The 26,530-nt window shown below is 62.5% G+C and carries 26 protein-coding genes; 2 read left to right on the forward strand and 24 right to left on the reverse strand.

Annotated features, from left to right (window positions below):
* Positions 1-2: 2 nt before the first annotated feature.
* From tssH to tssB, 10 genes are read right to left on the reverse strand one after another with little or no spacing between them, the layout of a single operon-like run.
* Positions 3-2,606 (reverse strand): type VI secretion system ATPase TssH, encoded by a 2,604-nt coding sequence (gene tssH / locus ACWHXT_RS14620; protein WP_447956377.1) that lies wholly within the window; start codon positions 2,604-2,606, stop codon positions 3-5.
* A gap of 9 nt (positions 2,607-2,615) precedes the next feature.
* Complete coding sequence (icmH, locus tag ACWHXT_RS14625; RefSeq protein ID WP_447956378.1) at positions 2,616-3,458, reverse strand: type IVB secretion system protein IcmH/DotU; 843 nt, start codon at positions 3,456-3,458, stop codon at positions 2,616-2,618.
* Between the two features lie 3 nt (positions 3,459-3,461).
* The gene (gene tssK / locus ACWHXT_RS14630; protein ID WP_447529916.1) at positions 3,462-4,796 is read right to left on the reverse strand and encodes a type VI secretion system baseplate subunit TssK; all 1,335 of its coding nucleotides are present in this window, start codon (positions 4,794-4,796) and stop codon (positions 3,462-3,464) included.
* Complete coding sequence (tssJ, locus tag ACWHXT_RS14635) at positions 4,796-5,365, reverse strand: type VI secretion system lipoprotein TssJ (RefSeq protein ID WP_447956379.1); 570 nt, start codon at positions 5,363-5,365, stop codon at positions 4,796-4,798. The genes tssK and tssJ overlap by 1 nt, the downstream gene beginning before the upstream one ends.
* Positions 5,362-6,753, reverse strand: a complete 1,392-nt coding sequence (gene tagH / locus ACWHXT_RS14640) for a type VI secretion system-associated FHA domain protein TagH (RefSeq protein WP_447529918.1) — start codon at positions 6,751-6,753, stop codon at positions 5,362-5,364. The genes tssJ and tagH overlap by 4 nt, the downstream gene beginning before the upstream one ends.
* Before the next feature lie 3 nt (positions 6,754-6,756).
* A complete protein-coding gene (gene tssG / locus ACWHXT_RS14645) occupies positions 6,757-7,779 on the reverse strand; it encodes a type VI secretion system baseplate subunit TssG (RefSeq protein WP_447529919.1) in 1,023 nt (340 codons plus the stop codon).
* Positions 7,743-9,506 (reverse strand): type VI secretion system baseplate subunit TssF, encoded by a 1,764-nt coding sequence (gene tssF / locus ACWHXT_RS14650; RefSeq protein ID WP_447956380.1) that lies wholly within the window; start codon positions 9,504-9,506, stop codon positions 7,743-7,745. Before tssF ends, tssG begins: the two co-directional genes overlap by 37 nt.
* Before the next feature lie 18 nt (positions 9,507-9,524).
* Positions 9,525-9,956 (reverse strand): type VI secretion system baseplate subunit TssE, encoded by a 432-nt coding sequence (gene tssE / locus ACWHXT_RS14655; protein ID WP_447529921.1) that lies wholly within the window; start codon positions 9,954-9,956, stop codon positions 9,525-9,527.
* A gap of 15 nt (positions 9,957-9,971) precedes the next feature.
* Complete coding sequence (gene tssC / locus ACWHXT_RS14660; protein WP_447927024.1) at positions 9,972-11,456, reverse strand: type VI secretion system contractile sheath large subunit; 1,485 nt, start codon at positions 11,454-11,456, stop codon at positions 9,972-9,974.
* Between the two features lie 49 nt (positions 11,457-11,505).
* Positions 11,506-12,012 carry a type VI secretion system contractile sheath small subunit gene (gene tssB / locus ACWHXT_RS14665; protein ID WP_447529923.1) on the reverse strand — a complete coding sequence of 169 codons (507 nt, stop codon included), beginning with the start codon at positions 12,010-12,012 and terminating at the stop codon, positions 11,506-11,508.
* 646 nt (positions 12,013-12,658) lie between these two features.
* Here tssB and ACWHXT_RS14670 point away from each other — a divergent pair.
* The gene (locus tag ACWHXT_RS14670) at positions 12,659-13,177 is read left to right on the forward strand and encodes an Hcp family type VI secretion system effector (RefSeq protein WP_447529924.1); all 519 of its coding nucleotides are present in this window, start codon (positions 12,659-12,661) and stop codon (positions 13,175-13,177) included.
* A 79-nt stretch (positions 13,178-13,256) separates the two neighbouring features.
* Here ACWHXT_RS14670 and ACWHXT_RS14675 read toward each other — a convergent pair whose 3' ends face one another.
* From ACWHXT_RS14675 to gloA, 14 genes are all read right to left on the reverse strand, one after another.
* A complete protein-coding gene (locus tag ACWHXT_RS14675; RefSeq protein ID WP_447956381.1) occupies positions 13,257-13,742 on the reverse strand; it encodes a pilus assembly PilX family protein in 486 nt (161 codons plus the stop codon).
* Positions 13,726-14,196, reverse strand: coding sequence for a PilW family protein (locus tag ACWHXT_RS14680; RefSeq protein ID WP_447956382.1), 471 nt, complete (start codon positions 14,194-14,196; stop codon positions 13,726-13,728). The genes ACWHXT_RS14675 and ACWHXT_RS14680 overlap by 17 nt, the downstream gene beginning before the upstream one ends.
* A 9-nt stretch (positions 14,197-14,205) precedes the next feature.
* On the reverse strand, positions 14,206-14,589 hold the full coding sequence (gene pilV / locus ACWHXT_RS14685; RefSeq protein ID WP_447927027.1) for a type IV pilus modification protein PilV: 384 nt from the start codon (positions 14,587-14,589) through the stop codon (positions 14,206-14,208).
* Positions 14,589-14,987, reverse strand: a complete 399-nt coding sequence (locus tag ACWHXT_RS14690; protein ID WP_447956383.1) for a type IV pilin protein — start codon at positions 14,985-14,987, stop codon at positions 14,589-14,591. Before ACWHXT_RS14690 ends, pilV begins: the two co-directional genes overlap by 1 nt.
* 62 nt (positions 14,988-15,049) lie before the next feature.
* Positions 15,050-16,045 carry a 4-hydroxy-3-methylbut-2-enyl diphosphate reductase gene (gene ispH / locus ACWHXT_RS14695; RefSeq protein ID WP_447927029.1) on the reverse strand — a complete coding sequence of 332 codons (996 nt, stop codon included), beginning with the start codon at positions 16,043-16,045 and terminating at the stop codon, positions 15,050-15,052.
* Positions 16,046-16,229: 184 nt separating this feature from the next.
* Positions 16,230-16,673: an FKBP-type peptidyl-prolyl cis-trans isomerase gene (gene fkpB / locus ACWHXT_RS14700; protein WP_447529930.1), complete on the reverse strand. Its 444-nt coding sequence runs from the start codon at positions 16,671-16,673 to the stop codon at positions 16,230-16,232.
* A 10-nt stretch (positions 16,674-16,683) separates the two neighbouring features.
* Positions 16,684-17,232 carry a signal peptidase II gene (lspA, locus tag ACWHXT_RS14705; RefSeq protein ID WP_447894360.1) on the reverse strand — a complete coding sequence of 183 codons (549 nt, stop codon included), beginning with the start codon at positions 17,230-17,232 and terminating at the stop codon, positions 16,684-16,686.
* Positions 17,225-20,056: an isoleucine--tRNA ligase gene (ileS, locus tag ACWHXT_RS14710; protein WP_447956384.1), complete on the reverse strand. Its 2,832-nt coding sequence runs from the start codon at positions 20,054-20,056 to the stop codon at positions 17,225-17,227. Before ileS ends, lspA begins: the two co-directional genes overlap by 8 nt.
* Before the next feature lie 8 nt (positions 20,057-20,064).
* Positions 20,065-21,204 (reverse strand): bifunctional riboflavin kinase/FAD synthetase, encoded by a 1,140-nt coding sequence (ribF, locus tag ACWHXT_RS14715; RefSeq protein ID WP_447956385.1) that lies wholly within the window; start codon positions 21,202-21,204, stop codon positions 20,065-20,067.
* A 115-nt stretch (positions 21,205-21,319) separates the two neighbouring features.
* Positions 21,320-22,894: a murein biosynthesis integral membrane protein MurJ gene (gene murJ, locus ACWHXT_RS14720; protein ID WP_447894363.1), complete on the reverse strand. Its 1,575-nt coding sequence runs from the start codon at positions 22,892-22,894 to the stop codon at positions 21,320-21,322.
* A 79-nt stretch (positions 22,895-22,973) separates the two neighbouring features.
* The gene (gene rpsT / locus ACWHXT_RS14725; RefSeq protein WP_447529935.1) at positions 22,974-23,240 is read right to left on the reverse strand and encodes a 30S ribosomal protein S20; all 267 of its coding nucleotides are present in this window, start codon (positions 23,238-23,240) and stop codon (positions 22,974-22,976) included.
* Positions 23,241-23,456: 216 nt separating this feature from the next.
* On the reverse strand, positions 23,457-24,242 hold the full coding sequence (gene cysQ / locus ACWHXT_RS14730) for a 3'(2'),5'-bisphosphate nucleotidase CysQ (RefSeq protein ID WP_447956386.1): 786 nt from the start codon (positions 24,240-24,242) through the stop codon (positions 23,457-23,459).
* A 12-nt stretch (positions 24,243-24,254) separates the two neighbouring features.
* Positions 24,255-24,710: an META domain-containing protein gene (locus ACWHXT_RS14735; protein ID WP_447956387.1), complete on the reverse strand. Its 456-nt coding sequence runs from the start codon at positions 24,708-24,710 to the stop codon at positions 24,255-24,257.
* Positions 24,711-24,725: 15 nt separating this feature from the next.
* Positions 24,726-25,166: a lactoylglutathione lyase gene (gene gloA / locus ACWHXT_RS14740; protein WP_447529938.1), complete on the reverse strand. Its 441-nt coding sequence runs from the start codon at positions 25,164-25,166 to the stop codon at positions 24,726-24,728.
* Positions 25,167-25,362: 196 nt separating this feature from the next.
* Between gloA and ACWHXT_RS14745 the strand changes: the two genes are divergently transcribed.
* Positions 25,363-26,439, forward strand: coding sequence for a metal-dependent hydrolase (locus tag ACWHXT_RS14745; protein WP_447956388.1), 1,077 nt, complete (start codon positions 25,363-25,365; stop codon positions 26,437-26,439).
* Positions 26,440-26,530: the final 91 nt, after the last annotated feature.

Below are 26,530 nucleotides of genomic sequence, written 5' to 3' on the forward strand. Positions count from 1 at the left end.
CGTCAGGCGACCTCGGCGGTGAAGCGGTCGTGTTCACTATCGACCCCCAGCACCACGCTCGACACCGCTTCGCGGCGCGCCATGCGCTCCAAAAGCGCCCGGGAGAGCGGCGGCAGCAGTTCGCCGTCGATCACCGACTCGAGCATGCGCGCGCCGTTTTCGCTGCGCGTGGCGCGAATGCAGATCGCCTCCAGTAGCGCGTCGTCCAGCACCACCTCGGCCTGGCGGTGGCGGGCCCGAATGCGCCCGGCCAGGGTGTCGAGCTTGGCACGCACGATCTCGCGCAGCGTCTCGCCCTCCAATGGCAGGTAGGGCACCACCTCCATGCGTGCAAGCAGTGCCGGTTTGAAAAACGCCGCCAGCACCGGATAAAGCGCCTGGTCGAGGGCGGCCGGGTCGCGGCGGTGCTCGTTGATCGCTTCATAGCCCAGGTTGGACGTGAGGAAGAACAGCACGTTCTTGCAGTCGATCAACCGCCCTTCGCCGTCGGCCAGCTCGCCCTTATCGAACGCCTGGTAGAACAGATTCAGCACGTCCGGGTGGGCTTTTTCGACTTCGTCGAGCAGTACCACCGAGTAAGGCCGTTTGCGGATCGCCTCGGTCAACAGACCGCCTTCGCCGAAGCCGACGTAGCCCGGCGGCGAGCCGATCAGCCGCGAGACCGTGTGCTTTTCCTGGTACTCGGACATGTTGATGGTGGTGAGGAATTCGCGACCGCCGTAGAGCTGCTCGGCGATCTGCACCACGGTTTCGGTTTTGCCCACGCCGCTGGGCCCGGCGAGCAAAAACGCGCCCAGCGGGCGTCCCGGGCGACGAAGGTCCGCCCGGGCGGTCAGCAGATGACGATGGATACGCTCGATCGCGCTGTCCTGGCCCTTGATCAGCTCGCCCAGATGCTCGGGGAGCTCGGTCAGGCGGGTGAGCTCGTCGCTGGTCATACGCTCGACGGGCACGCCGGTCCAGTCGCCGATGACCTGGGCGATCTGCGCCTCTTCGACACTGGGATTGACCAGCGCAAAGGTTTGCTGGAGCTCTCTGAGCGTTGCCTCGCGCTCGGCAAGCTCGGCGTGTAGCGCCGAGGCTTCGCCGTTTTCGTCGGCGTCGAGCAGCTGGCGGTGGAGCGACACGATAGCGTCCACGCATTCGCGCTGGGCCTGCCAGGCCGCTTCCAGGGTGGCAAGCTCCTCTTCGAGCCCGGCCAACTGCTCGGCCAACGCCTCGCTCTGGGCGCTGTCCGGGGTGCGGCCCAAAAGCGTCTCCCGGGTCAGCTGGTCGCGCTCGCGAAGCGCCGCGGTATGCGCGCTTTTCAGGTGGCTTAGCTGGCGCGGCGGTGTGTCCAGCGCCTGGGCCAGCCGCGTGCAGGCGGTATCCAGCACGTCGATCGCTTTGTCCGGCAGTTGGCGCCCGGCCAGGTAGCGCGCCGAGAGCGCGGCGGCGGCGCGCAGGCCGCTGTCGCCGATCAACACGTTATGGGCGCGCTCGTAGACATCGCGCAGGCCACGCAGTATCACCAGCGCCTGCTCGACGCTGGGCTCGCTCAGCGCCACGGGCTGGAAACGCCGCGACAGCGCCGGGTCCTTCTCGAAGTACTTTTTGTACTCGCGCCAGGTGGTGGCGGCGATAGTGCGCAGCTCCCCGCGGGCCAGCGCCGGTTTGAGCAGGTTGGCCGCATCGCCGCCGCCCTCCTGGTTGCCGGCGCCGATCAGCGTGTGGGCTTCGTCGATGAACAAAAGCGTGGGGCGCGCGGCATTTTTGACTTCGTCGATCACCGCCTTGAGGCGTTTTTCGAACTCGCCCTTGACCGCCGCGCCGGCCTGCAGCGCGCCCAGGTCGAGGGTCAAGAGTTCGACCCCACTGAGCGCGGAAGGCACCTGCCCGGCCACGATGCGTGCGGCCAGGCCTTCGACCACCGCGCTTTTGCCCACCCCGGCGTCGCCGATCACGATGGGGTTGTTCTTACGCCGCCGCCCCAGAATATCGAGCATCTGGTCGATTTCCGGGTCGCGGCCAAGCACCGGGTCGAGCTCGCCGTTGCGCGCCTGCTCGGTGAGCGAGGTGGCAAAGCGCGCCAGCGCGCTATCGTCGCCGGCGGGCGCCGCTTTCGAAGGCTCTTGAGAGGCGTCCTTGGGGGCTTCGGCGGAATCCGCGGTGAGCGTATCGAGCCCCCGGCGCAGGCTCTCCCGGTTGATCTCTGCCAGCAGCCGCCTCGAGCCCTGGCCCAGATAGCGCTCCGGGGTATGTAAAAGCGCGGTGAAGATGGCGCCGCTTCGCAGCGTGCGGTGCTGGTATTCGGTGGCGGCCAGAAGCCAGGCGTCCTGCAAAAGCTCGATCAAAAGCGGCGAGAAGCTGGGCGTGGCGACCTCGGTGGTGCGCGGCGGCCGTGTCTCTTCGGCAAGCAGCGCGCGCAGCGCGTCGCTGTCTACCTCGAGGCGCTCACAGAGCACGCGCACATCACAAAGTGGCTGGTCGAGCAGCGCCTGGAGAAGATGGCCGACGCTCACTTCCGGGGCCTGCTGCTGGGCGCACAGCACCGCGGCCTGCTCGAGTCCCTGGCGGGCGATGGTATTGAGGCGGTCGATGAGCGCGGGTAGCTCTACCCTGAGCATGGTGTTCTCCTAGCGGTACAGTTGGTTGAGAAGCGTGGTGATCTGCTCGGCCTGCTGGTCAAGCGACCAGGCAAAGCCCAGATACACCGCCACCATGGCCGCGCCGAACAGCGCGAAAATACCCCAGATGGGAAAGTTGGCGCCGCGGTGGCGCTGATGGCCAGGCACCACGTTGTCCAGCGGCTGGGTCAGGGTGTCCTCTACGGCAGGCTCTAACGCCGACAGCTGGTCGCCCAGCGCGCGCACGATCTGTTCGTACTCGTCGCGCCCGTGAGACATGACCCGGTAGCGCCCCTCGAACCCCAAACAGAGGCAGAGATAGATGAAGGCGAGCATGTCCCGGTAGCGCTTGGGCTCCTGTTGAAGCCGCGCCAAAATGGAGAAGACCTTCTCGCCGCCCCAGGTTTCGTTGTGAAAGCGGGTCAAAAGCGAGTGCTCCGCCCACTTACTTTGGCGCCCCCAGGGCATACCCATCACCGCCTCGTCGATGAACGAGCAGAGCACGTAGCGGTAGGCTAAAAGCGTGGCGCGGTCGTAGCCTTGCTCGGTGAGCTCGATCTCGATGGCGGCGATCTCGTCGACGACCTGGCGATAGAGGCGCTCGACATCGGACACGTTGTCGAGCTGGCGCACCCGGACCACCATGCCCAAAAGGCTGCCCGCGGCGTCGACCAGCGGGTTGAGGTTATGACCGCGCAGCTTGAACCAGTAGTCTTCGTCGGCGTCGAGCTGACCGGCGTGGCTATGGATGAGATGCTCCAGGCCACGCTCGTTGATCAGGTCCTCGTGGCGGCCTTTGGACGCCTCCCGTCGACCCCCGGGGTGCTGCTCTTCAGTGACAAGCTGTTGCATGGCTTAACTCCTGATCGCCCAGAACTGCATTTCCAGGCCGGGGAAATCGCCGGCCACGTGGAACGCAAAACCGCTGGCACCTTCGAGCATGCCCCAGGCCTCGCTTTGGCGGTCCAACTGGAAGTAGGTGTAGCCGGCGTGGTAGGGAAGCTCCCGCGGGGCCACCGGCAGCGGCTCCAGCGGAATGCCGGGCAGCTGCAGGCTGATGAGATCGCGAATGCGCTCGACGCTGGCCACCTTGGTCTGCTGCAAGAAGAGCTTGCGCAGCCGCTCGCCGGGCATGTCCGCGCGCACCGCGAGAATGAACTCGGCGGTTTCGATCAGGCTGGTATCGGAAAGCGGCGCCACCAGCAGGCCAAAACGACGCGCCTGAAGCTGGATGGCCACCGCGCGCGGCTCCAGCACCGTCGAGAGCGCCTGGCGCAGCATCTTCATCAGCGGGCGGAAGGCGCGATCCGGGTGGTCGTGGTCGTAGGCCGGGCACTCCGGGGGCAGGCGCGACTCGTCGGTAAACGTCACCAGCTCGCAGGACACTTCGTGCATGGTGTCGTAGAGGCGCTCCGGGTGAAGCTGGCCAAGCCTGGCCAGGTGTTGAAAGCGCGGCTGGGCGCGGTTCAAAAGCTGCAGCAGCATAAAGTCCGACACGTCCGCCACCCCGGCCTGATGCGGCGTAGAGAGGCGCTGGGCGATATTGCGCGCCCGCTCGCGCATCAAGCCCGCCATCTCACCGACGAAGCGCTGCAGGCTGGGCGCAGCCTGAACGTTCATCAAGGTGGGCAGGAAATGCTCGTCCAGCACCAGGCTTCCGTCCGGGCGGCGCTCGACGATGCGCGCCACCGCCAAACAGGCGTAGCCGCTGCGGTCGTCGCGCTCCAGCAGCAGCCGTGGCGACACCCGGGCTACGTCCAGGTCTGCCGTGGCGCCCTCCTGGGAGTGCAGGTCGCGCACGCTGCGCGTGGTCATGCGATAGCGTGCCGGCAGGTCGTCTTCGGGCCAGCGCACCTCGCCCACGCCGTCGGTGGCCAGCGGAATCCCCAAATAGACGACCTGGTTGGTGATGCTCGAGTCACTGATCTCCAGGGGCGCAGGTTCGGTATCGTCGCTTGGCAAATGAAACGCCACGCCGTCGGGCATGACGCCGGCGGCCCGGCTGATGGCGACCCGGCCAAAGCTCAAGAACTCGTTGTTCAGCTCCAGGCTGAGAAAGCCATACAGATAGTGGCTAACGCCTTGCAGGCGCGTATCCAAAAGCCCTTCCAGGCTTCGCTGCTGCTGCTGGAAATGCTGGGGCTTGATAAACAGCCCTTCGCTCCATACCACACGATTTCGGCTGGCCATTAGTCCTCCTTCCTTAGTTCTACTTCGCTCTCCCGAAGGTGAACCAGCAGGTGGTAGTGTTCGGCGCGGCTTCTCACCTTCACGACCTTTTTCCACTCGGCCTCGTTGGGCGTGGCGTAAAAGGCGATGAGGCCGATGTAGCGCGTCTCTTCGTCGATCTCGAACGGCTCATAGAACTTCCACTGCCCGGGGAGCAGGGTGAAGTCATCGTGGGTGAGATAATTGGTACCCAGCGCCTCCTCCATATCCTCGCTTAGCTGGATAATGTCGGCGGCCATGAGCATCGAGTCGTCTTTCAACTGCAGCACCTGAAAGCGCAGCGGCGTGCCTTCGCCTTCCACGTTGGGGTTCACGTTGGACTCGGCGATCATGCTCAGATCGATAAGCGTCGGGCGGTCTTCCGGGTAACCCACGGGCGTCGACGGGTCGCGCATGATCTCCCAGGTCTTGCCGGCGGCCTCCCGCGTAGAGGCGCAGCCGGCAAACAGCAGGCAAAGCGCCAGCACGCCGATCAGCCGCGCAAGGTTCACGGTGGCCGCCGGGGCGGGAAAGTGGGGGGCTGCGCTCATGGCTGCTCCCGCTGCTGCTGACGGACGGACTGGTCGTAGGCCTGCTCGAATACTTCCCAGAAGAGCTTTTGAAAGCCCTGCTGGCGCCCGGAATTGAGCTCGCGGTAGTAGTGCTGGTACATCTCCCAGGCCCAGCCGTCTTCGTCTTCGATCCGGTTACCCGCGCCGCGGTAGGCGTGAAAGCGCTTCAACAGCGCCTCGGGCGAGAACGCATCGAGAATGGCGCCAAGGGCCTGGCCGATCGCCTCCTCCACGGCGTGCTGGTGCTGGCCCTGATGGCGCAGGCTTTCGGCGACCGCTTCGGGGGCGGAGAGATGCACGTAGCTGCGCTGGGCCGAGAACATGGTTTCGGCGGTCTCCTCGAACGAGAGCCCCAGGCGCAGCGGGTTGTCTTCGATCGGCTGCAGGCGGCGGTCGCGCAGCGGGTACTTGCTGTCGTTTTGTGACTGCTGCAGGGTGCGCAGGCCATCGATGGTGGCGCGCAGGGTTTGGCCGGCCTCTTCCAAAAACGCCTGCTGCTCGCCGCTATCGCGAAAAGGCAGGTCGAAGCCCAGCCCTCGAAGCAGCGGGTCGGCGCCTACGTGGCTCAGCGACTGGGGCGTCGGCTTTTGCCAGCGATCCTCCAACTGCTCGCCTACAGAGCGCTCCAGGTCGTCCAGTTGCCGCTCATCCATGTCACTGCTCCTCTGCTTGTTCGTGCCGGTCAAGGGTTTGATATCGGGCAGGCGTACCGCTTCTTCGCGGGGCTCGCGCTGCCCGTTGCTGTTGTGCTGGCTATAGTGCTGGCGCTGGGCGAAGGGCATCGCCTCCAGCGGTTCGATGTCCCGGGCGCTGGGCTCGCCTTCGTCCAGCGCCGCCATGGGGTCGTGCTTGAGCGAGCCGGGAATCACGCCGCCCAGCGCCTCGATCGGGTCTTCGCGCTGATCAAAGCGCTCGGGCTGGGCGGGCTGTTCGCTTCGCCGGGGCCCCGTGCCGCCGTCCCGGGTGACGTCTTCCTGCTCTTCGTCGACCAGGGTGGTCAGCGAGTGCACGCCGGGCTGCCAGGCGTGGCGATTCCCCATGTGAATCTTGAGCCGGTAGACGCCCACGGTCAGCTCGTCGCCGTCGCGCAGGGCCACCTTACGATTACGCCCTACCGGCAGCGTGGCGCGGTTGATGAAGGTCTGGCCGCTGGCATCCACCAGGCAGAACTTGCCGTCGATTTTGGTGATCTCGGCGTGGCGGGGCTGGATCTCGCGCGCCTGGTCCTGCAGCAGCCAGTCGTCCTGGCCGCCGCTGCCAAGCGTCCCTCCATCGCTATGAAAGACATGGCTGCTGGAGGAGCGGCCTTCGAGCTGTTCACTGTTCAAAACCACCAGCGTTATGGCGTCAAACGGGTCGGCTTGCATGGTTTAACTCGTCATTTGAATGCGTACGCGGCGGCGCGTGCTTTCTTCGCCGCCCTCGGGGTCGACGAACGTGGTCCAGCCCAGCTGGCACGAGCCAGCATCACCAAGACGCATGGGCTTTACCGCGCTCTCCAACAGTTCGAGCTCCAGGTCGTAGGCCAGCGGCTCGCGCAGCACGAAGCTCACCAGGGTTTTCAGCGGGTCGTGCTCCTGGCCGTCGGGCAAAAAGTCGCGAAACCGCTCGAGACTCAAGCCGCGCAGGCAGAGCGCAAACTTGCCCTGCACGTCAGCCACGCGCTCGCCGGCCACGACATCCTCACCCAGTGTCATGCCGCTCATTCCGGTACGGCTTCGCTGATCAAGCGGGATCTCGACCCAGCGCTTGACCCACTGTTCGATCTCGACCTGCTCCAGATCGAAGCAGTGACTGACGATGCCGCACACCACCTCCGGCGAGCGCGAGCGCCCGGCCAAAAGCCCGGCGTAGGCGAGCATCTTGCTCCAGTTGATCGGCGTTTCGCCGCGCAGGTTAGCGTCGGCCAACCCCACCAGCGCAAACACCGAGGCCGAGAAGCCATCTTCGGCGTTATCCTGGTAGCGCACGTAGTGGCGGTACTTGCGCCAGTTACGGTGCATCAACGTCAATAGACGATGATTGAAGAAATCCAAAAATGCCCCGGCATTGCCCTCCTGGTGGGCCGACTCGTGGGCCAGCGCCTCCAGGTAGTAGCTCGGCAGCGGCGACTGCGAGCCCTGAAGGCCCAGAAAGCTCACTTCCATGGCGTACTGGCCATGCTCATCAAGGCCCAGCGCGAGTACGTCGCTGCCCGGGAAGCCGAGCGAAGCCGAGCTCTTGTAGCGCACCCGCGAAAACACGGGCACGCTACCGCCAGGCCGCTGCTCCAGGTCGTCGCCGTGACGGTGGTGCAGAAGCTCTACCAATTGGAAAAAATCAAAGCGCCGCGCCCGGTTCAAAAGCGGCGCCAGCGCTACATCAGGGGCTGCTGCCCCGCTTGTGAGCTCCATACGTAACGCTCTTGGTTATGCCGGTTGATGACCTGCAACTCGTGAAAGGAGTTGATGCTGGCGTAAAGCGATAAAAAGCGCGCGAGGACACTGCCGAACAGGTACAGGCTGCCTTCATCGCCAAACGCGTCCTGGTCCAGGGTCATCACCGAGCGCAAACCGCGCACGGGCATGCCCCGGCGCAGCCGGTCCACCGGCTGCGTATCGATCTCGATAATGCCGTCCAGGCGTTTTTGCGCGACGCGCTCGGCCTGGCGGTCCACCAAAGCGCGAAAATCGTAGGCCTTGAGGACCGAGCAGAGCGCGTCGCGGCTGAGTAGCGACAGGTAGTTGAGCGACAAGTTGGAAATCAATGTCCACAGCAGCCCGTCATCGATCGCCGGGCGCAACACCGGCGTTGGCCGGGTCACGTTGCGAAAGCTTGCGAAGGTGGGGCTATTCTGGGTTTCCACGCAGATATCGCCCACGGTCAGCTGCTCGGGGAGCTCGCGGTTGCTGCAGGTCAGGCCAAGCGATATCGTCTCGCGCCGCCCAAGGCAGAGCGCTTCGTCGCCGCGTACCAGCGAGATATCGTGATCGAACCCGTCGCCGCGCATGCTGGTGCGCACCCGCGTCCGGAAATAGAGCGAGTCGCGCCCACGGTCGCGCTCGATCTGGTGCTGGAAGCTCTCGAAGGGGACATAGCGGCGCTGGCCGTTTTGGGCACCGCTTCCCGCCCCTTCCAACCGCCCGACCACGTCGTCCACGCTGAACACCTCGAAGTGCGACGGCGCCTTGCTGCTTGGGCGAATACGGTACTCGCTGCGCTCGCCGGTCAAATCGACCGGTTCGGCATCGTGCTCGAACAGGTTGATGGCCGGGGCACAATAGAGCGCCAGGTGTTCATCCTGAAGCCGCGCATCGGTGGGCAGCGGGCGCGAGAACACGAAGCGTAGCGTCACCTTCTCGGCGGTTTTCGCAGGTAGCGCGCCGCCCAGGCCATGCACATCGAAGAAGTGAAATGCCTCGGGAAAGCACAGGTACTCCTGCAAAATGCGATAGCCCTGGTGCACGTTGCGCGGGTAGGGCAAAAGCGCCTGGTCGGGCTCGAAGCCCACCGGGCGCAGGGCATTTGCCGAAAGCGTCTGGCGCTGGCCGTCGATCTCGAGCTCCAACCGGCCCAGGTAGTGGCTCATCCACAGATAGAGCGTGCGCGCGGTGTAGCCGTCGCCGCCCAGATAAAGACGCAGCGCCTCTACGCCGAGCTCGTTCATGGGCTGGTCGCTGTGCACGTCCATGGCCAGCTCGACAATCGAGGACTCGCGAGTATGGCGAGCGGTGACGCCCGCGTGGGCCAGCGGGTAGAGCGCAACATCGTGACAGGTACGAAACAGGCAGGCGGTGCCTTCGACCGGTGTGCTCGAAAGCTCGGTACCGCGGGCCACGCTTTGCTGCTGACTGAGCACGTGCCAGACCGGGGTGAACTGTACCACCGCCATGCTCGGCACCGGACGCAGGTAGTTCGGCCATAGCATGCTGATCAGCGAGTGCGTCAGCTCCGGGAATTCGTCTTCCACCTTTTCGCGCATTCGCCCGGTCAGAAAGGCAAACCCTTCCAGCAGCCGCTCGACGTCCGGGTCGGTGCTTCGCTCGGACAGAAACCGGCTAAGGCCCGGGTTCGCCTCGGCAAACTCACGGCCCTGACGCTTGAGGAAGTTAAGTTCGTCGCGGTAGTAGCGGTTGAGCATGAATGCCTTCCCGCGCGATCAGTTCATACACTGATAGCGCTTGTTGTTGAGCAGCAGATCGATCGTGGCCTGGGCGCTATCGTGGCCAAGCGCGACGGTGGCGTGCACTTGAAAACGCAGCTGCAAGGGGTCGCCGCCGTTAGGCAGCGACTCCACTTCCACCCGCTTTACCCGGGGCTCGAAGCGTTCGATGCATTGGCGGATCGCCTGCTTGATATTGAGCTCCAAATCCAACACGCCGATGGTGGCGTCGTTGAAATCCAAAAGCCCCAATTCCGGTGCACAGGCGCTGTTGCCGGGGTGGCTGTTGAGAAGCTCTACCAAGTGGCGTTTGATCGACTCCACCACCTCACCGAGCCGGGTCTCTTCCGAGCGCTGATCCGGCTGGTGAGGGGCCGCCAAGCGCTCGAACAATCGGCTGCCTAAACGCCCATTGCTTTGCGTGGCCATAGCGCGTTACTTCCCTTATTCCTTGTCGAGACGCCCGACCAGGGAGAGTTCGAAGTTCGCGCCCATGTACTTGAAGTGCGGACGTACCGACATCGATACCTGGTACCAGCCCGGCTCGCCTTCGACATCCGAGACCTGGATCGAGGCGGCGCGCAGCGGACGACGGCTACGTACATCGGAAGGCGGATTTTCCTGGTCGGCCACGTACTGGCGAATCCAGGCGTTGAGCTCGCGCTCCAGGTCCTGGCGCTCTTTCCAGGAACCGATCTGCTCGCGCTGAAGCACCTTCACGTAGTGCGCCAGGCGGTTGATGATGAACATGTAAGGCAGCTGGGTGCCCAGTTTGAAGTTGGTCTCCGCGGCCTTGCCTTCGGTAGTGTTCGGGAACACCTTGGGCTTTTGCACCGAGTTGGCCGAGAAGAACGCGGCGTTGTCGCTGCCCTTGCGCATGGTCAGCGAGATGAAGCCCTCTTCGGCCATCTCGAACTCGCGCCGGTCGGTGATCAACACCTCGGTTGGAATTTTTGCCTGAAGCTGGCCGAAGGCCTCGTAGGTATGCACCGGCAGGTTTTCCACCGCGCCGCCGCTTTGCGGGCCGATGATGTTCGGGCACCAACGGTACTTGGCGAAGCTGTCGGTCAAACGCTCGGCGAGCAGGTAAGCGGTGTTACCCCAAAGGTAGTGCTCGTGGTTCTCGCTGACCGTTTCGCGGTAGTTGAAGGTCTTGACCGGGTTTTCGATCGGATCATAGGGCGTACGCAGCAAAAAGCGCGGCGCGGTCAGGCCCAGATAGCGCGCATCTTCGGACTCGCGCAGGCTGCGCCAGCGGGCGTATTTCGGCCCTTCGAAGATGGCTTTGAGATCTTTGATGTTGGGCAGCTCTTCGAAGCTGTCGACGCCGAAGAAAGAAGGCGCCACCGACGACATGAAGGGCGCGTGCGCCATCGCGCCGACCGCCGAGGTGTACTGCAAAAGCTTCATGTCCGGCGTGGAAGGCGAGAAGTCGTAGTGGCCGATGATCCCGGCAACGGGCTCACCGCCGAACTGGCCATACCCGGCGTTATAGACGTGATGATAAAGACCGCTCTGGCTGACTTCCGGGGCGAATTCGAAATCTTCCAGAAGCTCCTGCTTGGTGGCGTGCAGCACATCGAGCTTGATGTTTTCGCGAAAGTCGGTGCGGTCGACCAGAAGCTTCAAACCTCGCCACGCGGACTCGAGCTGCTGAAACTCCTGGTTATGCAGCACTTCGTCCACTTGATGGCTGATCTTGCGATCGAGCTCGACGATCATGTTGTCCACGATCGACTTGTTCACCTTGGGCGCTGCGTTGTCATCCGCCAACAGCTGGGAAATAAAGGCGGCAACCCCTTGCTTGGCCACATCGTAGCCTTCATCGGCCGGGGCCATACGGGTCTGCGCCATGACCTGGTCCAGCAGCGACGCCTCTTCGGTTTCTGTCTGAACCGCCTGGGACTGATCTTTAACCGTCTTGCTCATCGTTTCGTCTCGCACTATTGGGGTTAGGAAATTGATACACGGGCCGGGATTACTCGTTAGGGCGCTCGGTATCCATTAACTCCAATTCATTGAGAAGCTGCTGGCGCGCTTCGTCGTTTTCCAGCAGTTTTTGCAAACGATCCCGGAAAGCGGGTACGTTGCCCAGCGGGCCTTTCAGCGCTACCAGCGCTTCGCGCAGCTCGACCAGCTTGCGAAGCTCCGGCACCTGTTTGGCGAGCGAGTCCGGCGAGAAGTCTTCGAGGGACTTGAAGGAAAGATTAACGGCCATATCGCCGGCGTCCTCGCCCTCTTCGAGGCGATTGGCCACCGAGGTTTGCAGGGACAAATCGGCTTCGCGCATGACCGACTGAAAGTTGTTCTTGTCCACCGATACGGATTGGCGCTCTTCGATGGGCGTCTCTTCTTCGCCGCCCTTGAAGTCGCCCACTACCAGCAGTTTGAGCGGAAGCTCGGTATCCGCCTGCTGGTCGCCGGTGGCCGGAACGTATTTGATATTGATGCGCTCTTTCGGCGCGACGGTGCCTTGTTTAGCCATTGGATGCGTCCTGAAAGCGAGAAAATCGAACGTTTACGTTAATAATTCTCAATTAACCCAAGTTAACGAATCTGTCAGGTCATGCCAATGCGCCATTTTTAAACACTTAAAAAGAGGCGTCGGGAAGGGAACTTTTTCACTTTGAATTTGCGCGACAATTGGCACAATTTTGTAGAATTTAGCCGACTATCTAATGAAAATTAATTTACCGAAAAGCCAATGTAAGACATCTCTTACACAACAAAACGATAATGTCTTACAAATAAAATCCTGATTTTCTCAACATGAAATCACCAACGGGTGGCCTTAGTGCCAAGCGATGGTTAAGCTAGCCACTTTTTCACCCCAAAAGTCTCACTTCAATGAGCTTTTTCGCCCCTGTGAAGCGCTTCTTTCTCTGGCTTTGGCTAATAAAACGTTATAAGCACCTCGACCCTAGGAATTTCAAGCAACTTGTTGCCCCGCAGGCAAGTGCTTGCCTGTTTTCGAGCAAGTCTCGGCCCAGGCATACTTTCATAAAATTTTAATATTTTAATAAAGCATTGATTAAAATAGATATTTTTTAGATGGCATACGGCTTGCCTTAGTAAAGAGTGTTCACCGGGTATTCGTACCCTTATCGCAACGCTTGATCGAGGAGCTATTTATGCCAACTCCATGTTATATCAGCATCGAAGGCCAGACTCAGGGCAACATCACGGCCGGCGCTTTCACACCGGATTCCGTCGGCAACATCTATGTCGAAGGTCACGAAGACGAAATGCTGGTCCAGGAATTCAAGCACGTCGTCACGGTGCCCACCGACCCGCAGTCCGGTCAGCCCTCCGGCCAGCGCGCCCACAAGCCGTTCGTATTCACCGTCGCGCTGAACAAGGCCGTGCCGCTGATGTACAACGCCCTGGCCTCCGGCGAAATGCTGCCCACCGTAGAGCTTAAGTGGTACCGCACCTCGGTCGAAGGTAAGCAAGAGCACTTCTTCACCACCTCGCTGACCGATGCCACCATCGTCGACATCAACCTGCGCATGCCCCACGCCCAGGACATCCAGAAGTCCGAGTTCACCCAGCTGATGGACGTCTCGCTTGCGTACCGTAAAATCGATTGGGAACACACCGTTGCCGGCACCTCGGGTTCCGACGACTGGCGCGCGCCGATCGAAGGCTAAGCATTGCCTCAATGCTTGCCGCATAAAAAAACCCCTTCCTTAAGGGGTTTTTTATGGTCGCGCGATTTGTCTCCCCCTACTACTCCCAACGCCTCTGCCCCGCGCCTTCGTCACCTTCCACACGCACAAAAATCGGCTCGCTGTGCGCGATCAGTGACGCGCGCGGGTCGTCGTTTGCGTAGACCACGCCCAGCGCCATCACCCAGTGCTCGTCGTGGCGGATAACGGGAAGATAAACACAGCTGCGTGCGCGGCAGCGTTGAACGGCGCCAGGCTCTTGGGAGAAGACGGGGAAGCGTAGGCGCTGGTCGGGGGTAAGGGTTGGGGCGTTCTCCCAGTCAAGCAGATCGAACGCGGAGAGTGCTTCGACGGCGGCGGTTTCCGCGCGCATTTGCGCCTTTAACGCGGCGCGGTAGTTGGCCGCCTGGCGCTGGTCGATGAGCGCCGACTGCACCCCGACGATGCCGAGCATCAAAGCGCTTGCCAGCACCACCATGACCACGGCCAGCGCCGCCCCTTGCTGGCGGGCCGGCCGTTCGGGGGAGACCTCAGGGCGCCAGATCATCACGGGCTAACACGTCTTGGCGCGGGGTAATGTGAAAGGCGATGTCTTGGCCCTTGGGCCCCAGCGGCAACGCAATGCGAAGCGCGCCGCCGCCCACCGGTTCGCCCAGGGGCTCGTCCCGCGGGCAGGCGCTTTCGCCGAGCTTTTCGAACGACACCAGCGGCTGGGCCTCGGTGGTGTCCTGTACCGTGCAGCGGCAGTCGCTGGACGTTGCGCGGCAGGTCAGGTGAAATAGCGCCTCTGCCTGGTCGTTAACGCCGCCCTCGCGCCGTAGCCGGCTGGCGAGCGTCGTTGCGGCATATACCAGCGTCTCCTGTTGGCGGCCCAGCCGGTCGACCTGCTCGAAGGTATGAAAGCTTGAGAGCAGCAGTTGCCCGGCGCCGATCACCAAAAGACTGCCCAGGGTCAGGGCGACCAAAAGCTCGCTGAGTGTGAAGCCCCGCTGCCTGCCCATCGTACCCTCCTATAGCTCGCCCGGTAGCAAAAACCGGTACTCCGCGTTAGCCAAAGACGCGTGCGTAACGGTGATGACGAACCCACACCCCTGGCGCTGAATATCGCCGGACGCCTGCTCGAGCACCGCTTCGCTATCCGTAAACCAGTGGCGCTGCCAGGCGCGCTCGACGCCTTCGAGTTTGCGACCGGCGCAGCGCGGGCTTGCCTGATACGCCGCCCAAAGCCGCTCCTGGGCGTCCAATACGGCAACGCTTGCCAGCGTGCGCTGGTAGCCCTCGCTTGCGCTTTGCAGCGCCTTTAGCTGCAGCGCCCCCATGCCGATCAACCCAATCGATAGAATCAGCAGCGCGACCAGCGCCTCCACCAGGGAGAAGCCGCGCTGGCCCACCATTACCAGCACTCCTCGGGGCCACGCTCGCCGAGCGCATTCAGGGTAAGCGGGTTATCGCAGCCGTCATCGCGTGAGGTGTTCGCCAAGATCAAAAAGCCGCCCTGCTCTTCGTTGGGTTCGAACGTCAGCGCATAGTGGCCATCCGGCGAGGTCTCGGTAATGGAGCAGCCGTTTTCATAACTATAGTTACGTGCGTAGCAGCGCTCGAGCTCGGCGGCGGCGTTGAGTAAGCCGGCCTTACCGTCGGTGCGTACCGCGTTTTCGACGTAGCGCTGGTAGCCCGGGTAGGCGATGCCCGCCAGCAGGCCAATGATGGCCGCGACGATGAGCATTTCGATGAGAGTGAAGCCGCGCTGGTGCGTCGATGCACCCGCGCGGTGATCCAGGAAGTTAGCCACTCGGTACGCCTCGTTTTAGTTAGCCCATACCCTGAGTATGGCGAAACGGCGTACCGATTGCATTAGCCGCTTGCGATGACCTGGTCGCGAAGCTCTTTAGGCATGGAAAAAGTAATGTTCTCTTCGCGCCCGGCAAGTTCGCTTGGGTCGGTCGCGCCCAGGGATTTGAGCCGGTCGATGACGCCTTTGACCAGTACTTCCGGGGCGCTGGCGCCGGCGGTTACGCCGATGCGCGAAACGTTATCGAGCCAGTGGCTTTCGATCTGCTCGGCGTTATCGATGAGATACGCCGGCGTGCCGATGCGCTCGGAGAGCTCGCGCAGGCGGTTGGAGTTGGAGCTATTGGGGCTGCCGACCACGAGGATCAGATCGTTTTCGGTGGCCAGGTCCCGCACCGCATCCTGGCGGTTTTGGGTGGCGTAGCAGATGTCGTTTTTGCGCGGGCCCTGAATCTCGGGAAATTTATCCCGCAGGGCGTCGATCACCTTGGCCGTATCGTCCATCGAGAGCGTGGTTTGTGTCACGAAGGAGAGCGTGGCCGGGTCGCTTACTTCGAGATTGGCCACGTCTTCTTCATCCTCGACCAGATAGATACGTCCGCCAAAGGAGGTGTCGTAGCGGCCCATGGTACCCTCGACTTCCGGGTGGCCTTCGTGGCCGATCAGGATGCACTCCTGGCCACGCTTGGCGTAGCGCAATACTTCCATGTGCACCTTGGTGACCAGCGGGCAGGTTGCGTCGAACACCTTGAGCCCGCGCTGGTCGGCGTCTTCCTGCACGGCCTGGGAAACGCCGTGGGCGGAAAAGATCACGATCACGTCGTCCGGCACCTCGTCGAGCTCTTCGACGAACACCGCGCCGCGCTCACGAAGCGAATCCACGACGAACTTGTTATGGACCACTTCATGACGGACATAAACCGGCGGGCCGAAAACGTCCAGAGCGCGGTTGACGATGTCGATGGCGCGGTCCACCCCGGCACAAAAGCCGCGGGGGTTGGCCAGTTGAATCGTGATCGGCTGCGCCGTTTCTGAAGGCTCGGTTTGGGGTGCGTTCATAATAGCGCCTTGATGCGTGAGCGCATCGCTAGTGAATAAAAGCCCGGTCGCTCGAAAGGTGACGCCAAGGGCATGCCCTTACGGACAGCGCCGCGCCCGGCTTGTTCTATCGACGGGCGTTTCCCGCTTTTCGATTAAAGCGGGAAACCGTGTCAGTTGTGTAACAAGCCCGGCGCAGGCGCACTTAGTGCGTGGTCATCGGCTTGACGTCGAGCACCTCGACCTCGAAGGTCAGTGTACGCCCGGCGAGTGGGTGATTGAAGTCCACCTCGATCCGGTCGCCGTCGATGGTCTTGACCACGCCGGGAAGCTCGGTGCCCGCCTTGTCGGCAAAGGACATCACCATGCCGATTTCCGGCTCTTCGTCGCCGAAGTCCGCGCGCTTGAGCGTTTGAATGTTTTGCTCGTTGTGCTGGCCGAAGGCGTGCTCCGGGGTGATATCGAACGTACCCTGCTGGCCCGGCGCCAATCCCTTGATGGGGTACTCGAAACCCGGCGGCAGGTTGCCGTCGCCAAAGGTGAAACTCGCCGGCGCTTTCTCTTTGGTCGAGTCCACCACCGTACCGTCTTCGAGTTTCAGGGTGAAATGCAGGGTAATGTCCATACCCTCGTCGATGACATAGTCCATACGCTTCTCGCTATTGGCTGCTTTCGTGTAACGCGGCTTTCTTGCGTCGCCGATCGCCCATGATTGATTCCCAGATTAGCAGGGCGGCGCCGATCACGATGCCCATATCCGCCACGTTAAACGCCGGGTAGTACCAGCCCGCCACGTGAAAGGACAAAAAGTCCACCACGTAGCCGTGAATCAGGCGATCATACAAATTGCCCAGCGCCCCGCCGATGATCAACGGAAGCGCTACGGCCAAAAGCCTCTCGTCCCGGCGGATGCGCGAAAGCCAGACCGTCAGGCCCACGCTCGCGCCCACGGCGATAAGGGCAAAGAACCAGCGCTGCCAGCCTGGGTGGTTGGCCAGAAAACTGAAGGCCGCCCCAAAGTTATGCATCAAACGCAAATCGAAAAAGGGCAGCACGCGTAACGGCTGATTATAGTCGAGCAGATGACTCATCGCGTACTTGCTCGCCAGGTCCAGCGCAATGACCGCCACGGCCAGCCATAGCCAGCGTAGCGGGCGATGCATGGGCGGCGGGCTTGCAAGCGGCGCCTTCGGCGCGGCCTCAGGCATAGCGGCGGACCTCGCCCGGGCCATCCGGCAGGTTCAGAATCGAGCGCTCGCAAAGGGTCGGGTGCTCTGGATGGCTGCCCACGTCCGGGCGGCGCTCCCAGCTGCGCTCGCACTTCTCATGAGGGCTTGGCACTACGGCTACCTTCAGCCCCTCGAGCTCGCTGTGGGCGCTGGCATCCGCCTCATCCAGCGGCTTGAGCGTGGCCTCGGAGGTGATCAGCACGAAGCGCAGCTCGTCGCCCAGGCTTTCCAGCAGCGTACGGAATTCGTCGCTGACATAAAGCGTCGCTTCGCTATCCAGCGACCCCTTGATGGTGCCTTCACCCCGCGCCTCTTCCAAACGCTTGTTGACCGCGTGCTTGACCTCCATGACCTGCTCCCAGAACGCCCGGCCCATCGGCGCGTCGTCGTCAAGCACCGCCAGCCCTTCGTAATAGGTTTCGAGCAGCACGCTGTCGCCGCGCTCGCCGGGGATGTGCTCGAAAATTTCTTCGGCGGTGAAGGAGAGAATCGGCGCGACCCAGCGGGCGAGCGCCTCGATGACGTGATAAAGCGCACTCTGACAGCTACGCCGGGCCAGCGAATCCGCCTGGGTGGTGTACTGGCGGTCCTTGATGATATCCAGGTAGAAGCCGCCCAGGTCCCGGGCGCAGAAGTCGTGCACCTGCTGGTAAACGTCGCGGAAACGGTACTCATCAAACGCCGTCTGGATACGCCCCTGAAGCTGCGCGGTGCGATCCACGATCCAACGATCCAACGCAATCATGTCGTCAAAGGCAACCATGTCGCGGTTCGGCTCGAAGCCGGTCAGGTTGCCCAGCAAGAAGCGTGCGGTATTACGGATACGCCGGTAGACATCGGCGGTGCGCTTCAAGATCTCGTCGGATACCGCCATTTCGCCGGAGTAGTCCGTCGAGGCGGTCCACAGGCGCAGAATGTCGGCGCCGAGCTTGTCCATCACCGTTTGCGGGGCGACCACGTTGCCGATCGACTTGGACATCTTGCGCCCCTGAGCATCCACGGTGAAGCCGTGGGTCAGAAGCTGACGGTACGGCGGGTGGCCATCGATCGCCGAGCCGGTCAAGAGCGACGAGTGGAACCAGCCGCGGTGCTGATCCGAGCCTTCCAAATACAGATCCGCCCGCGGGCCGGACTCGTGGCCGTGGGGGTGCGAGCCCCGGAGCACGTGGCGGTGAGTGGTGCCGGAGTCGAACCACACATCCAGGGTGTCGGAGATCTTGTCATAGTCGTCGGCCTCACTACCCAGAAGCTCGGCGGCCTCGAGGCTGAACCAGGCGTCGATGCCGCCCTCTTCCACGCGCCTGGCGGCTTCTTCCATCAGCTCGACGGTGCGCGGGTGCAGCTCGCCGGTCTGCTTGTGCAGGAAAAACGGAATCGGCACGCCCCAGTTACGCTGGCGCGAGATGCACCAGTCCGGGCGGTTGGCGATCATGCTGTGCAGTCGCGCCTGGCCCCAACTGGGAGTGAAGGCGGTGGCCTCGATCCCCTCGAGGGCTTTCTGGCGAAGGGTCTTGCCGTCACGGCCTTCGATATCCATGCCCACGAACCACTGAGCCGTGGCGCGGTAGATCACCGGCGTTTTGTGGCGCCAGCAGTGCATGTAGCTGTGGGTGATGGGCTTGTGCGCCATCAAAGCGCCGGCCTCATCGAGTGCGGCGACGATGTTCGGGTTCGCTTTCCAGATCATCTGCCCACCGAAGCGCTCCAAGTCGTCGATATAGACGCCGTTGCTCTGCACCGGGTTGAGCATATCGTCAAAACTCATACCGTAGGCGCGGCAGGTATTGAAGTCATCCACGCCGTAAGACGGCGCGGAGTGGACGATACCGGTGCTGCCGACGTCACTCTCGACGTAGTCCGCCAGATACACCGGCGACAGGCGATCATAAAGCGGATGGCGGAAGTTGATCAGCTCAAGCGACTCGCCTTTCGCCGTGGCGATGACTTCGCCTTGCAGGTCGAAACGCGCCAGACAGCTCTCGACCAGCTCTTCGGCGAGCAGCAACAACCGCTCGCCGGTGTCGACCAGCGCGTAGGTGAACTCGGGGTGGACGTTCAGCGCCTGGTTGGCCGGGATGGTCCAGGGCGTGGTGGTCCAGATGACCACGGCGGCAGGCTTTGAAAGCGAATCCAAACCGAAGGCCGCGGCCAGCTTGTCGGCGTCTTCGACCGGGAAAGCAACGTCGATGGCGTCAGACTTCTTGTCCTGGTACTCCACTTCGGCCTCGGCCAGGGCGGAGGCGCAGTCGAAGCACCAGTTGACCGGCTTCAGCCCCTTGAAGACGTAACCGGCGTCGACCATGTCGGCCAGCGCCCGGATCTCACCGGCCTCATTAACGAAATCCATCGAGCGGTAAGGATGATGCCAGTCGCCGATCACGCCCAGCCGCACGAAATCGGTGAGCTGGGTTTCGATCTGGGCACCGGCGTACTCGCGGCAAAGCGCCCGGGCATGCGCCGGCGAAAGGTGCTTGCCGTGGGTGGTTTCCACCTTGTGCTCGATCGGCAGGCCATGGCAGTCCCAACCCGGCACATAAGGGGCGTCGAACCCGGCCAGGTTCTTGGACTTGACGATGATGTCCTTGAGGATCTTGTTGACGGCGTGACCGATATGGATGCTGCCGTTGGCGTAGGGAGGGCCATCGTGCAGCACGAAAAGCGGGGCACCGGCGCGGGCATCGCGCAGGCGCTGGTAAAGGTCCATATCCTGCCATTTGGAAACCCGACCCGGCTCCTGCTTGGGCAGCATGCCGCGCATGGGGAAGTCGGTTTCAGGCAGATTGAGCGTTTGCTTGTAGTCCATAGGTCCGGTCAGCCGTCGTTAGCATCGGCGTCGTCCGCCGAAGAGAAATCAGAAGAAGCGGCTTCTCGCCCAAGCGGGGCCGAAGCCAGCCAAACATCCAGCGCGTCGCTTTCAAAGGCCGCTCTGGATGCGTGTGATGTGAAATCCGGTAAGACGGAATCCGTTGAAGCAAACTCCGTCGAGGTGTCCGTCGTCGAGGCAGCCTTGGCAAGGCCTGCCTGGAGCGGGGCAAAATAGTACCGGCCCCGCGCCTGGTCGCGCTGAATCTGCGCCTTGAGTGCCGCGAAGTCGTCGAACTTCACCTCCCCGCGTAGCCGCACGCAGGGGTACACCGAAAGCCGCTGGCCATAAAGGTCGCCGTTAAAGTCATAAAGGTGCACCTCGAGGGTCGGCCGCTTGGCGCCCACCGTCGGGCGAAAGCCGACGTTGGCCACCCCCGGGTAACAGGTGCCGTCCTCGAGCTCGGCCACCACCGCGAACACGCCGCGAAGCGTCAGCGGCTGGGGCAGAAGCGGCAAATTCGCCGTCGGCGCGCCGATGGTGCGCCCCAGCTGCTGGTCGCGCACTACCCGCCCGGACACCGAGTAGGGCCGGCCCAGCAAACGCCGCGCGGCGGCGAAATTACCGCTGGCAAGCATGGTGCGCACCCGCGAACTCGACACGCGCTCGTCTTCCAGCGTGAAGGTGCGCGTGTGCTCAACGGCGAAGCCTTCTTCGTCACCCACGGCTTTTAAAAGCTCGAAGTCACCGCGCCGGTCGCAGCCAAAGCGAAAGTCGTCGCCCACCACCAGGTGTTTGACGCCCAGGCCCTCGATCAACACCTGGTCGATGAACTCGCGCCCGGTCAAACTTCTAAGGGTGTCGTTGAACGCCAGGCAAAGCACCCGCTCGGCGCCGTGCTGCCCAAGTAAGCGCACCTTTTCACGCAGCCTTGTCAGGCGCGGTGGGGCCTGCTCGCCGGCAAAATACTCCCGGGGCTGAGGCTCGAAGACCACGACCGTCAACGGCACTTGCAGCCGCGCTGCGTGCTCGCGGCACTGCTGCATGATCGCCTGATGGCCGCGGTGCACGCCGTCGAAGTTACCGATGGTGGCAACGCAGCCGCGCTCATCCGCGGTTAAATTGTGCAGACCTCGTATAACGTGCATGGCCCCTCTAGCGTTAAGCGTGGGTAAAGGCTGGATCAATACAAGAAAGCCTGTGATTATAACGAACGCGCCGGGAAGCTGCAGTCAAGATTACGCGCGCGGGCCCAGGGCGAAATCAGCTCGTCAGTTTGAAGTGGCGAAGCCTAAGCCCCCAGGCGCCCAACCAGGCAAAGTAGAGCCCACCGCCCAGAGCGATCAGCCCGAACACCCAGCCGATCCGCTGCCAAAGCCCAACGTCCAGCCATTCTTGCCAGGGCGGTGTCACCAGATAAAGTGCCGTCCCCATCAGAGCACTTCCGCCAATGAGCTGCACCGCGTAGCGCCCCCAGCCGGGCTGGAACACCAGCACTTTCTCACGATAGAGCAAATAGCCCAAAAGCCCGGCGTTCAAAAACGCGGAGAGCGCCGTGGCCAGCGCCAGCCCCGCGTGCGCCAGCGGCCAAATCAGTATTAGGTTGAAGACCATATTGGCGACCATGGCGAAAATGCCCACCTTGACCGGCGTTTTGGTGTCCTGACGGGCAAAAAAGCCCGGCGCCAGCACCTTGATCAGCATGAAGGCCACCAGCCCTACGGCGTAGGCGCGCAGGCTCATCGAGGCCATCTGGATGTCGCTTGCGGTCATCGCGCCGTAGTGAAACAGGGTAATCAAAAAGGGCTCGGCGAGCACCACCAGCGCAAGGGCTGCCGGCACACCCAAAAGCAACACGACGCGAATCGCCCAGTCGAGCATTTTGGCGAAGTGCTCGCTGGACTGCTCGGCGTGGCGCTTGGAGAGCGCGGGCAAAATCACCGTGCCGATCGCCACGCCGAATACCCCCAGCGGCAGTTCCACCAAACGGTCCGAATAGTAGAGCCAGGAGACGCTGCCCGCGGCCAAAAGCGAGGCCAGCACCGTATCCAGCAGCAGGTTGATTTGCGACACCGACACGCCAAAAAGCGCCGGGCCCATTAGTTTCAGAATACGTTTGACGCCGTCGTGGGCGAAGTTTGGCCAGGGCGTGGGCAAAAGCCCGAGCCGGTAGAGAAACGGCACCTGAAACGCGAGCTGGGCGGCGCCTGCGATCAGTACCCCCCAGGCCAGCGCCATGGCGGGCTCTTCCATCAACGGCATCAGAAAAAGCGCCGCGCCGATCAGCGACAAATTCAACAGCACCGGCGTGAAGGCGGGCACGGCGAACCGGTTCCAGGTATTGAGCACGCTGCCGGAAAACGCGGTCAGCGAAATCAACAGCAGGTACGGAAAGGTCAGGCGCAGCATGTCCGCGGTGAGCGCGAGCTTTTCCGGGTCATCGCGGCCAAAGCCCGGTGCGAAGAGCCAGACGAGCCAGGGCGCGCTCAGCATGGCGAGTGCTGTAATCAGCGCCAAAATGGCGGTCAAACTGCCCGCCACCGCATTCAAGAGCTCGCGGATCTCCTCGCGGGTGCGCTGGGTGGAGTACTCCGAGAGCACCGGCACGAAGGCCTGGTTAAAGGCGCCTTCGGCAAACAGCCGGCGTAGAAAATTGGGGATCTTGAAGGCGACGAAAAACGCATCCGCGCCGGTGCCCGCGCCAAGGAAGGTCGCGACCACGACGTCCCGCGCAAGCCCCATGACGCGTGAAAGCATGGTCATGGCGCTGACCACCAGCCCCGAGCGCATTAGCCCGCGTTTGGCCACCGCTGTGTGTTGGGGGGAGGTCTGTGTCATCGCGTCATCCGTCGGGCTCGAGCATTTATCCAGGCACAAAAAAACCGGCCGCAGCCGGTTTTTTCAAGACGCTGCCGGCTTACGCTGCCAGCGCTTTAATCCGCTTGTTCAAGCGGCTTTTCAGGCGCGCGGCCTTTTTCTTGGACAGCGCGTCCTTGTCGGCGATGCGGTCAACGACCGGCTGCATCACCTTGAACTCTTCCATTGCCTTGCCATGGTCGCCGGTGTTGATCGCTTTGATCACACGCTTGACGTAGGTGCGGACCATGCTGCGCTGGCTGGATTTCAGGACGCGACGTGACTCGGCCTGGCGGGCGCGCTTGCGAGCTTGCTTGCTGTTCGCCACTGGTATCTCCTTGGAGAATAAAGGTTGCCTTTAGGGCAACGAATTAACTATGTAATTTCGCGGGGCAAAAGCCCAATCGCGACATTTCCTTAACAACCAATTGATTTGGCTAAACTTTACGCTTTGCCAAAACGTGTAACGCGCAGCTCAAAAACTGCCCGTTCAACGGTCTTGTCTGAGAGGATGGCGTAGTTTATCACGCGTGGGCGGGGCTTGCTAGCGCTTGTCAAGCGGGGCGCCCCAGACAAAAAAGCTCGGATTCAATACCTGCTCGGGGGTGTGGTAACCAAGCGGCTCCCCCGCCTGGTCGACCACGCAGCCACCGGCCTCTTCGACCAGGACCTGAGCGGCGGCGGTGTCCCAAAGGCTGGTCGGCCCGAAACGCGGGTAAACGTCCGCACGCCCCTCGGCAATCAGGCAGGCTTTTAGCGAGCTCCCCAGCGCCGTTATGCAGTGCGCGCCCAGACTCTCGAGCCAGGCACTCAGTCGCGGGTCCTGATGCGAGCGGCTGCCGAGTACCCGATAGCCCTGCGCTGGCACGCCGACGCAGGTGTGAATGGGCTGCCATGTGCCCGTTTGCTGCGCCTTGAAGGCGCCAAGCCCGCGCGCCGCCAGGTAGCTAACGTTTAGCGCCGGGGCCACGACCACGCCGAGCACCGGCGCACCACGGTGGATCAGCGCGATATTCACCGTGAACTCGTCGTTGCGCTTGATGAACTCTTTAGTGCCGTCCAGCGGATCGACCAACCAGTAAGTGCACTCCGGCGCCGGGCCTTCGAAATGCGCCACGCTCTCCTCGGAAAGCACCGGCACCTCTGGGGTAAGGTGCTCGAGTGCTTCGACGATGGCAGCGTTGGCGCGGGTATCGGCCTCGGTGACCGGGCTTTGGTCGGCTTTTAACGCCACCGTGATCGCCTGGCGATACACCGTCAGAATGATCTCGGAAGCGCTTAGCGCAATCTGCCACACCGCCTCCAACAGCGGCTTGTCCACGTTGGGCACGCGGCCTCCCTTTTAGTTGGCCTTGCGCCAGCCGCCCAGCACGCGGCTGTCCGGGCCAAAGAACACGACTCGGTCGTGGTCGATCAGGTAGCGGTAGGCGGTTTCGAGCATGTCGGTCACGCGCAGGGCGTCCTCGAGCTCGTCGCAGCCCATCCGCGTCGTGGAAAGATCGCCCACTTCGATGCGCTGGCTTTCGCCAAGGCTTACACCGCCTTTGAAGTTATTGCAGCCGTCGTTGCCCGAGATACGCCCATCCGGGTGAATCTGGAAAAACGCCGTTTGCGGCAGTGAGAGGCGCTCGTCGGTGCCCATCAGCAGCAGATTCCAGCGCGGGCCGACGATCGCCCCGGAGAGCTCGGCGCCGCCTTGCGAAACGGGCTTTTGGGTCTGCGGTGGCGGGCTGCTGGCGCAGCCGCCCAGTAGCAGCGCCGTACCCAGGGCCAGCGCGCCAATAAGGTATTTTTTCACCAATCGCTCCCTGCGTTACCAGCTGCCGCTGTTTTCCATCGAAGCCCAAGGCTCTTCCGGCTCGAAGGCGTCGCCTTTTTGGAGCAGCTCGACGGAAATGCCATCCGGTGATTTCACGAACGCCATATTGCCATCCCGCGGTGGGCGGTTGATGGTCACGCCGGCGTTCTGGAGCTTTTCGCACAGCGCGTAGATGTCGTCGACCCGGTAGGCCAGGTGGCCGAAGTTGCGCCCGCCCTCATACTCTTCCGGATCCCAATTGTAGGTCAGCTCGAGTTCCGGAGCGTTCAAGCGCTCGGCGCGGGGCGTATCGTCCGGCGCGGCCAAAAAAATCAGCGTAAAGCGGCCCTTTTCGCTCTCCTTGCGGCGCACTTCTTCCATGCCCAGAAGATCGCAGTAGAAGTGCAGCGAAGCGTCGATATCGCTGATACGCACCATGGTATGTAAAAACCGCATAAAATCCCCTTTTTGAAAGCACTCGGCGTCACAGAACGTTAACGCAAATAGAATAGACCCGATTGAGTCATTGATGAAGGGTCAGGGACGGCAATCCCCACGCTTTTTGTACAACCCCAATACAGCCAGTCAACGCGAAAACAAAAACGTATAATGCTACGCTTACGAAGATTTTAACACCCGTTAAGGAAACGTTGTGGATTCGATTACGCAAGCGGCCCTGGGCGCCGCTGTCGGCGGGGCGGTGCTGGGCCGCCGCCTTGGCCGCAAGGCCGTTTTGGTGGGCGCGCTTTTGGGCACCCTGCCCGACCTGGACGTTGCCCTGGACTACGGCGACGCCATTCTCAACGTGACCGAACACCGCGGCTTTAGCCATTCGCTGTTCGTGCTGACCGGGCTTGGCAGCCTGCTGGCGCTACTAAGCTGGCGCTTTCTGCCGGGGCGAGCATCGCTTGGCCGCTGGTGGCTATTTTTCACGCTCGCGCTCCTTACCCACCCGCTGCTCGATGCGCTGACCACCTACGGCACCCAATTGCTCTGGCCGCTGGAGGTAGCCCCCGCCGCCTGGCCCATCGTGTTCATTATCGACCCTCTCTATAGTCTGGCGCTGCTGGGCGGGCTTTTTGCGGCGTGCCTCACCCGCCGGGTCGTCTACTACTGCGCCCTGGGGCTGCTGCTTTCGAGTCTCTACTTGCTGATGGCGGCGGGTATGAAGTGGTCCGTCGAGGCGCGCCTGGCACCGGAACTCGAGGCGCGGGGCCTGGAAAACGCCGCGCTGATGATTCAGCCCACGCCGTTCAACATTTTGCTGTGGCGGGCCACGGCCGTAGAGGGGAATCGCTACTACGAGGGGCTGGTCAGCGTTTTCGATGACGATCAGCCGCCGATGATCGAGACCTTTCAACGCCAGCGGCAGCCGCTCGAAAACGCGGCGCTTTCAAGCACGCTGGGCCAGCGTCTGGCCTGGTTCAGCGGGCCCTTTCTACGCTACGAGGTCGAGTCGGTCGAAGGTGACGAGACCCTGATCGCCACCGACCTGCGCCTGGGCTTTCCAGGCTTTCACCCGTTCAACTTCACCCTGGCGACCCTCCAGGATGGCGCGTGGGTGCCGGTGGCGGTCAGCGAGCAGCGCCCCACCGAGCGAGGCCTGAGCGCTTCGGCGCTCACCCGCTTGGCCCGCCGCGTGGCCGGCGACAAGAATGCGCTTTGTGCAAGTGATTTCATCGCCCCCGAATGGCGTGTCGAAGGCGAAACCCAGGCGTGTCGTCGCTAGGCTCTGTCTGAAAAGTGCCTGCGCTCGACAATACGGCGTTAAAAATTGGCTCAAAATACTCATTTACACATGTAAACTCCGTTTTTTCGCC

Source organism: Vreelandella halophytica, assembly GCF_968193635.1.

What these genes read in the sequence shown, in the direction of transcription:
- ileS (WP_447956384.1), bottom strand. Translation starts at nt 20,056, where the DNA reads ATGGACTACAAGCAAACGCTCAATCTGCCTGAAACCGACTTCCCCATG.
- icmH (WP_447956378.1), bottom strand. Translation starts at nt 3,458, where the DNA reads ATGCAACAGCTTGTCACTGAAGAGCAGCACCCCGGGGGTCGACGGGAG.
- ACWHXT_RS14680 (WP_447956382.1), bottom strand. Translation starts at nt 14,196, where the DNA reads ATGGGCAGGCAGCGGGGCTTCACACTCAGCGAGCTTTTGGTCGCCCTG.
- tssF (WP_447956380.1), bottom strand. Translation starts at nt 9,506, where the DNA reads ATGCTCAACCGCTACTACCGCGACGAACTTAACTTCCTCAAGCGTCAG.
- tssC (WP_447927024.1), bottom strand. Translation starts at nt 11,456, where the DNA reads ATGAGCAAGACGGTTAAAGATCAGTCCCAGGCGGTTCAGACAGAAACC.
- tssE (WP_447529921.1), bottom strand. Translation starts at nt 9,956, where the DNA reads ATGGCCACGCAAAGCAATGGGCGTTTAGGCAGCCGATTGTTCGAGCGC.
- tssH (WP_447956377.1), bottom strand. Translation starts at nt 2,606, where the DNA reads ATGCTCAGGGTAGAGCTACCCGCGCTCATCGACCGCCTCAATACCATC.
- pilV (WP_447927027.1), bottom strand. Translation starts at nt 14,589, where the DNA reads ATGGTGGGCCAGCGCGGCTTCTCCCTGGTGGAGGCGCTGGTCGCGCTG.
- fkpB (WP_447529930.1), bottom strand. Translation starts at nt 16,673, where the DNA reads ATGGACTATGTCATCGACGAGGGTATGGACATTACCCTGCATTTCACC.
- tssK (WP_447529916.1), bottom strand. Translation starts at nt 4,796, where the DNA reads ATGGCCAGCCGAAATCGTGTGGTATGGAGCGAAGGGCTGTTTATCAAG.
- murJ (WP_447894363.1), bottom strand. Translation starts at nt 22,894, where the DNA reads ATGACACAGACCTCCCCCCAACACACAGCGGTGGCCAAACGCGGGCTA.
- ACWHXT_RS14670 (WP_447529924.1), top strand. Translation starts at nt 12,659, where the DNA reads ATGCCAACTCCATGTTATATCAGCATCGAAGGCCAGACTCAGGGCAAC.
- ispH (WP_447927029.1), bottom strand. Translation starts at nt 16,045, where the DNA reads ATGAACGCACCCCAAACCGAGCCTTCAGAAACGGCGCAGCCGATCACG.
- gloA (WP_447529938.1), bottom strand. Translation starts at nt 25,166, where the DNA reads ATGCGGTTTTTACATACCATGGTGCGTATCAGCGATATCGACGCTTCG.
- lspA (WP_447894360.1), bottom strand. Translation starts at nt 17,232, where the DNA reads ATGCCTGAGGCCGCGCCGAAGGCGCCGCTTGCAAGCCCGCCGCCCATG.
- ribF (WP_447956385.1), bottom strand. Translation starts at nt 21,204, where the DNA reads ATGCACGTTATACGAGGTCTGCACAATTTAACCGCGGATGAGCGCGGC.
- ACWHXT_RS14675 (WP_447956381.1), bottom strand. Translation starts at nt 13,742, where the DNA reads ATGATCTGGCGCCCTGAGGTCTCCCCCGAACGGCCGGCCCGCCAGCAA.
- tssB (WP_447529923.1), bottom strand. Translation starts at nt 12,012, where the DNA reads ATGGCTAAACAAGGCACCGTCGCGCCGAAAGAGCGCATCAATATCAAA.
- tagH (WP_447529918.1), bottom strand. Translation starts at nt 6,753, where the DNA reads ATGCAAGCCGACCCGTTTGACGCCATAACGCTGGTGGTTTTGAACAGT.
- tssJ (WP_447956379.1), bottom strand. Translation starts at nt 5,365, where the DNA reads ATGAGCGCAGCCCCCCACTTTCCCGCCCCGGCGGCCACCGTGAACCTT.
- tssG (WP_447529919.1), bottom strand. Translation starts at nt 7,779, where the DNA reads ATGGAGCTCACAAGCGGGGCAGCAGCCCCTGATGTAGCGCTGGCGCCG.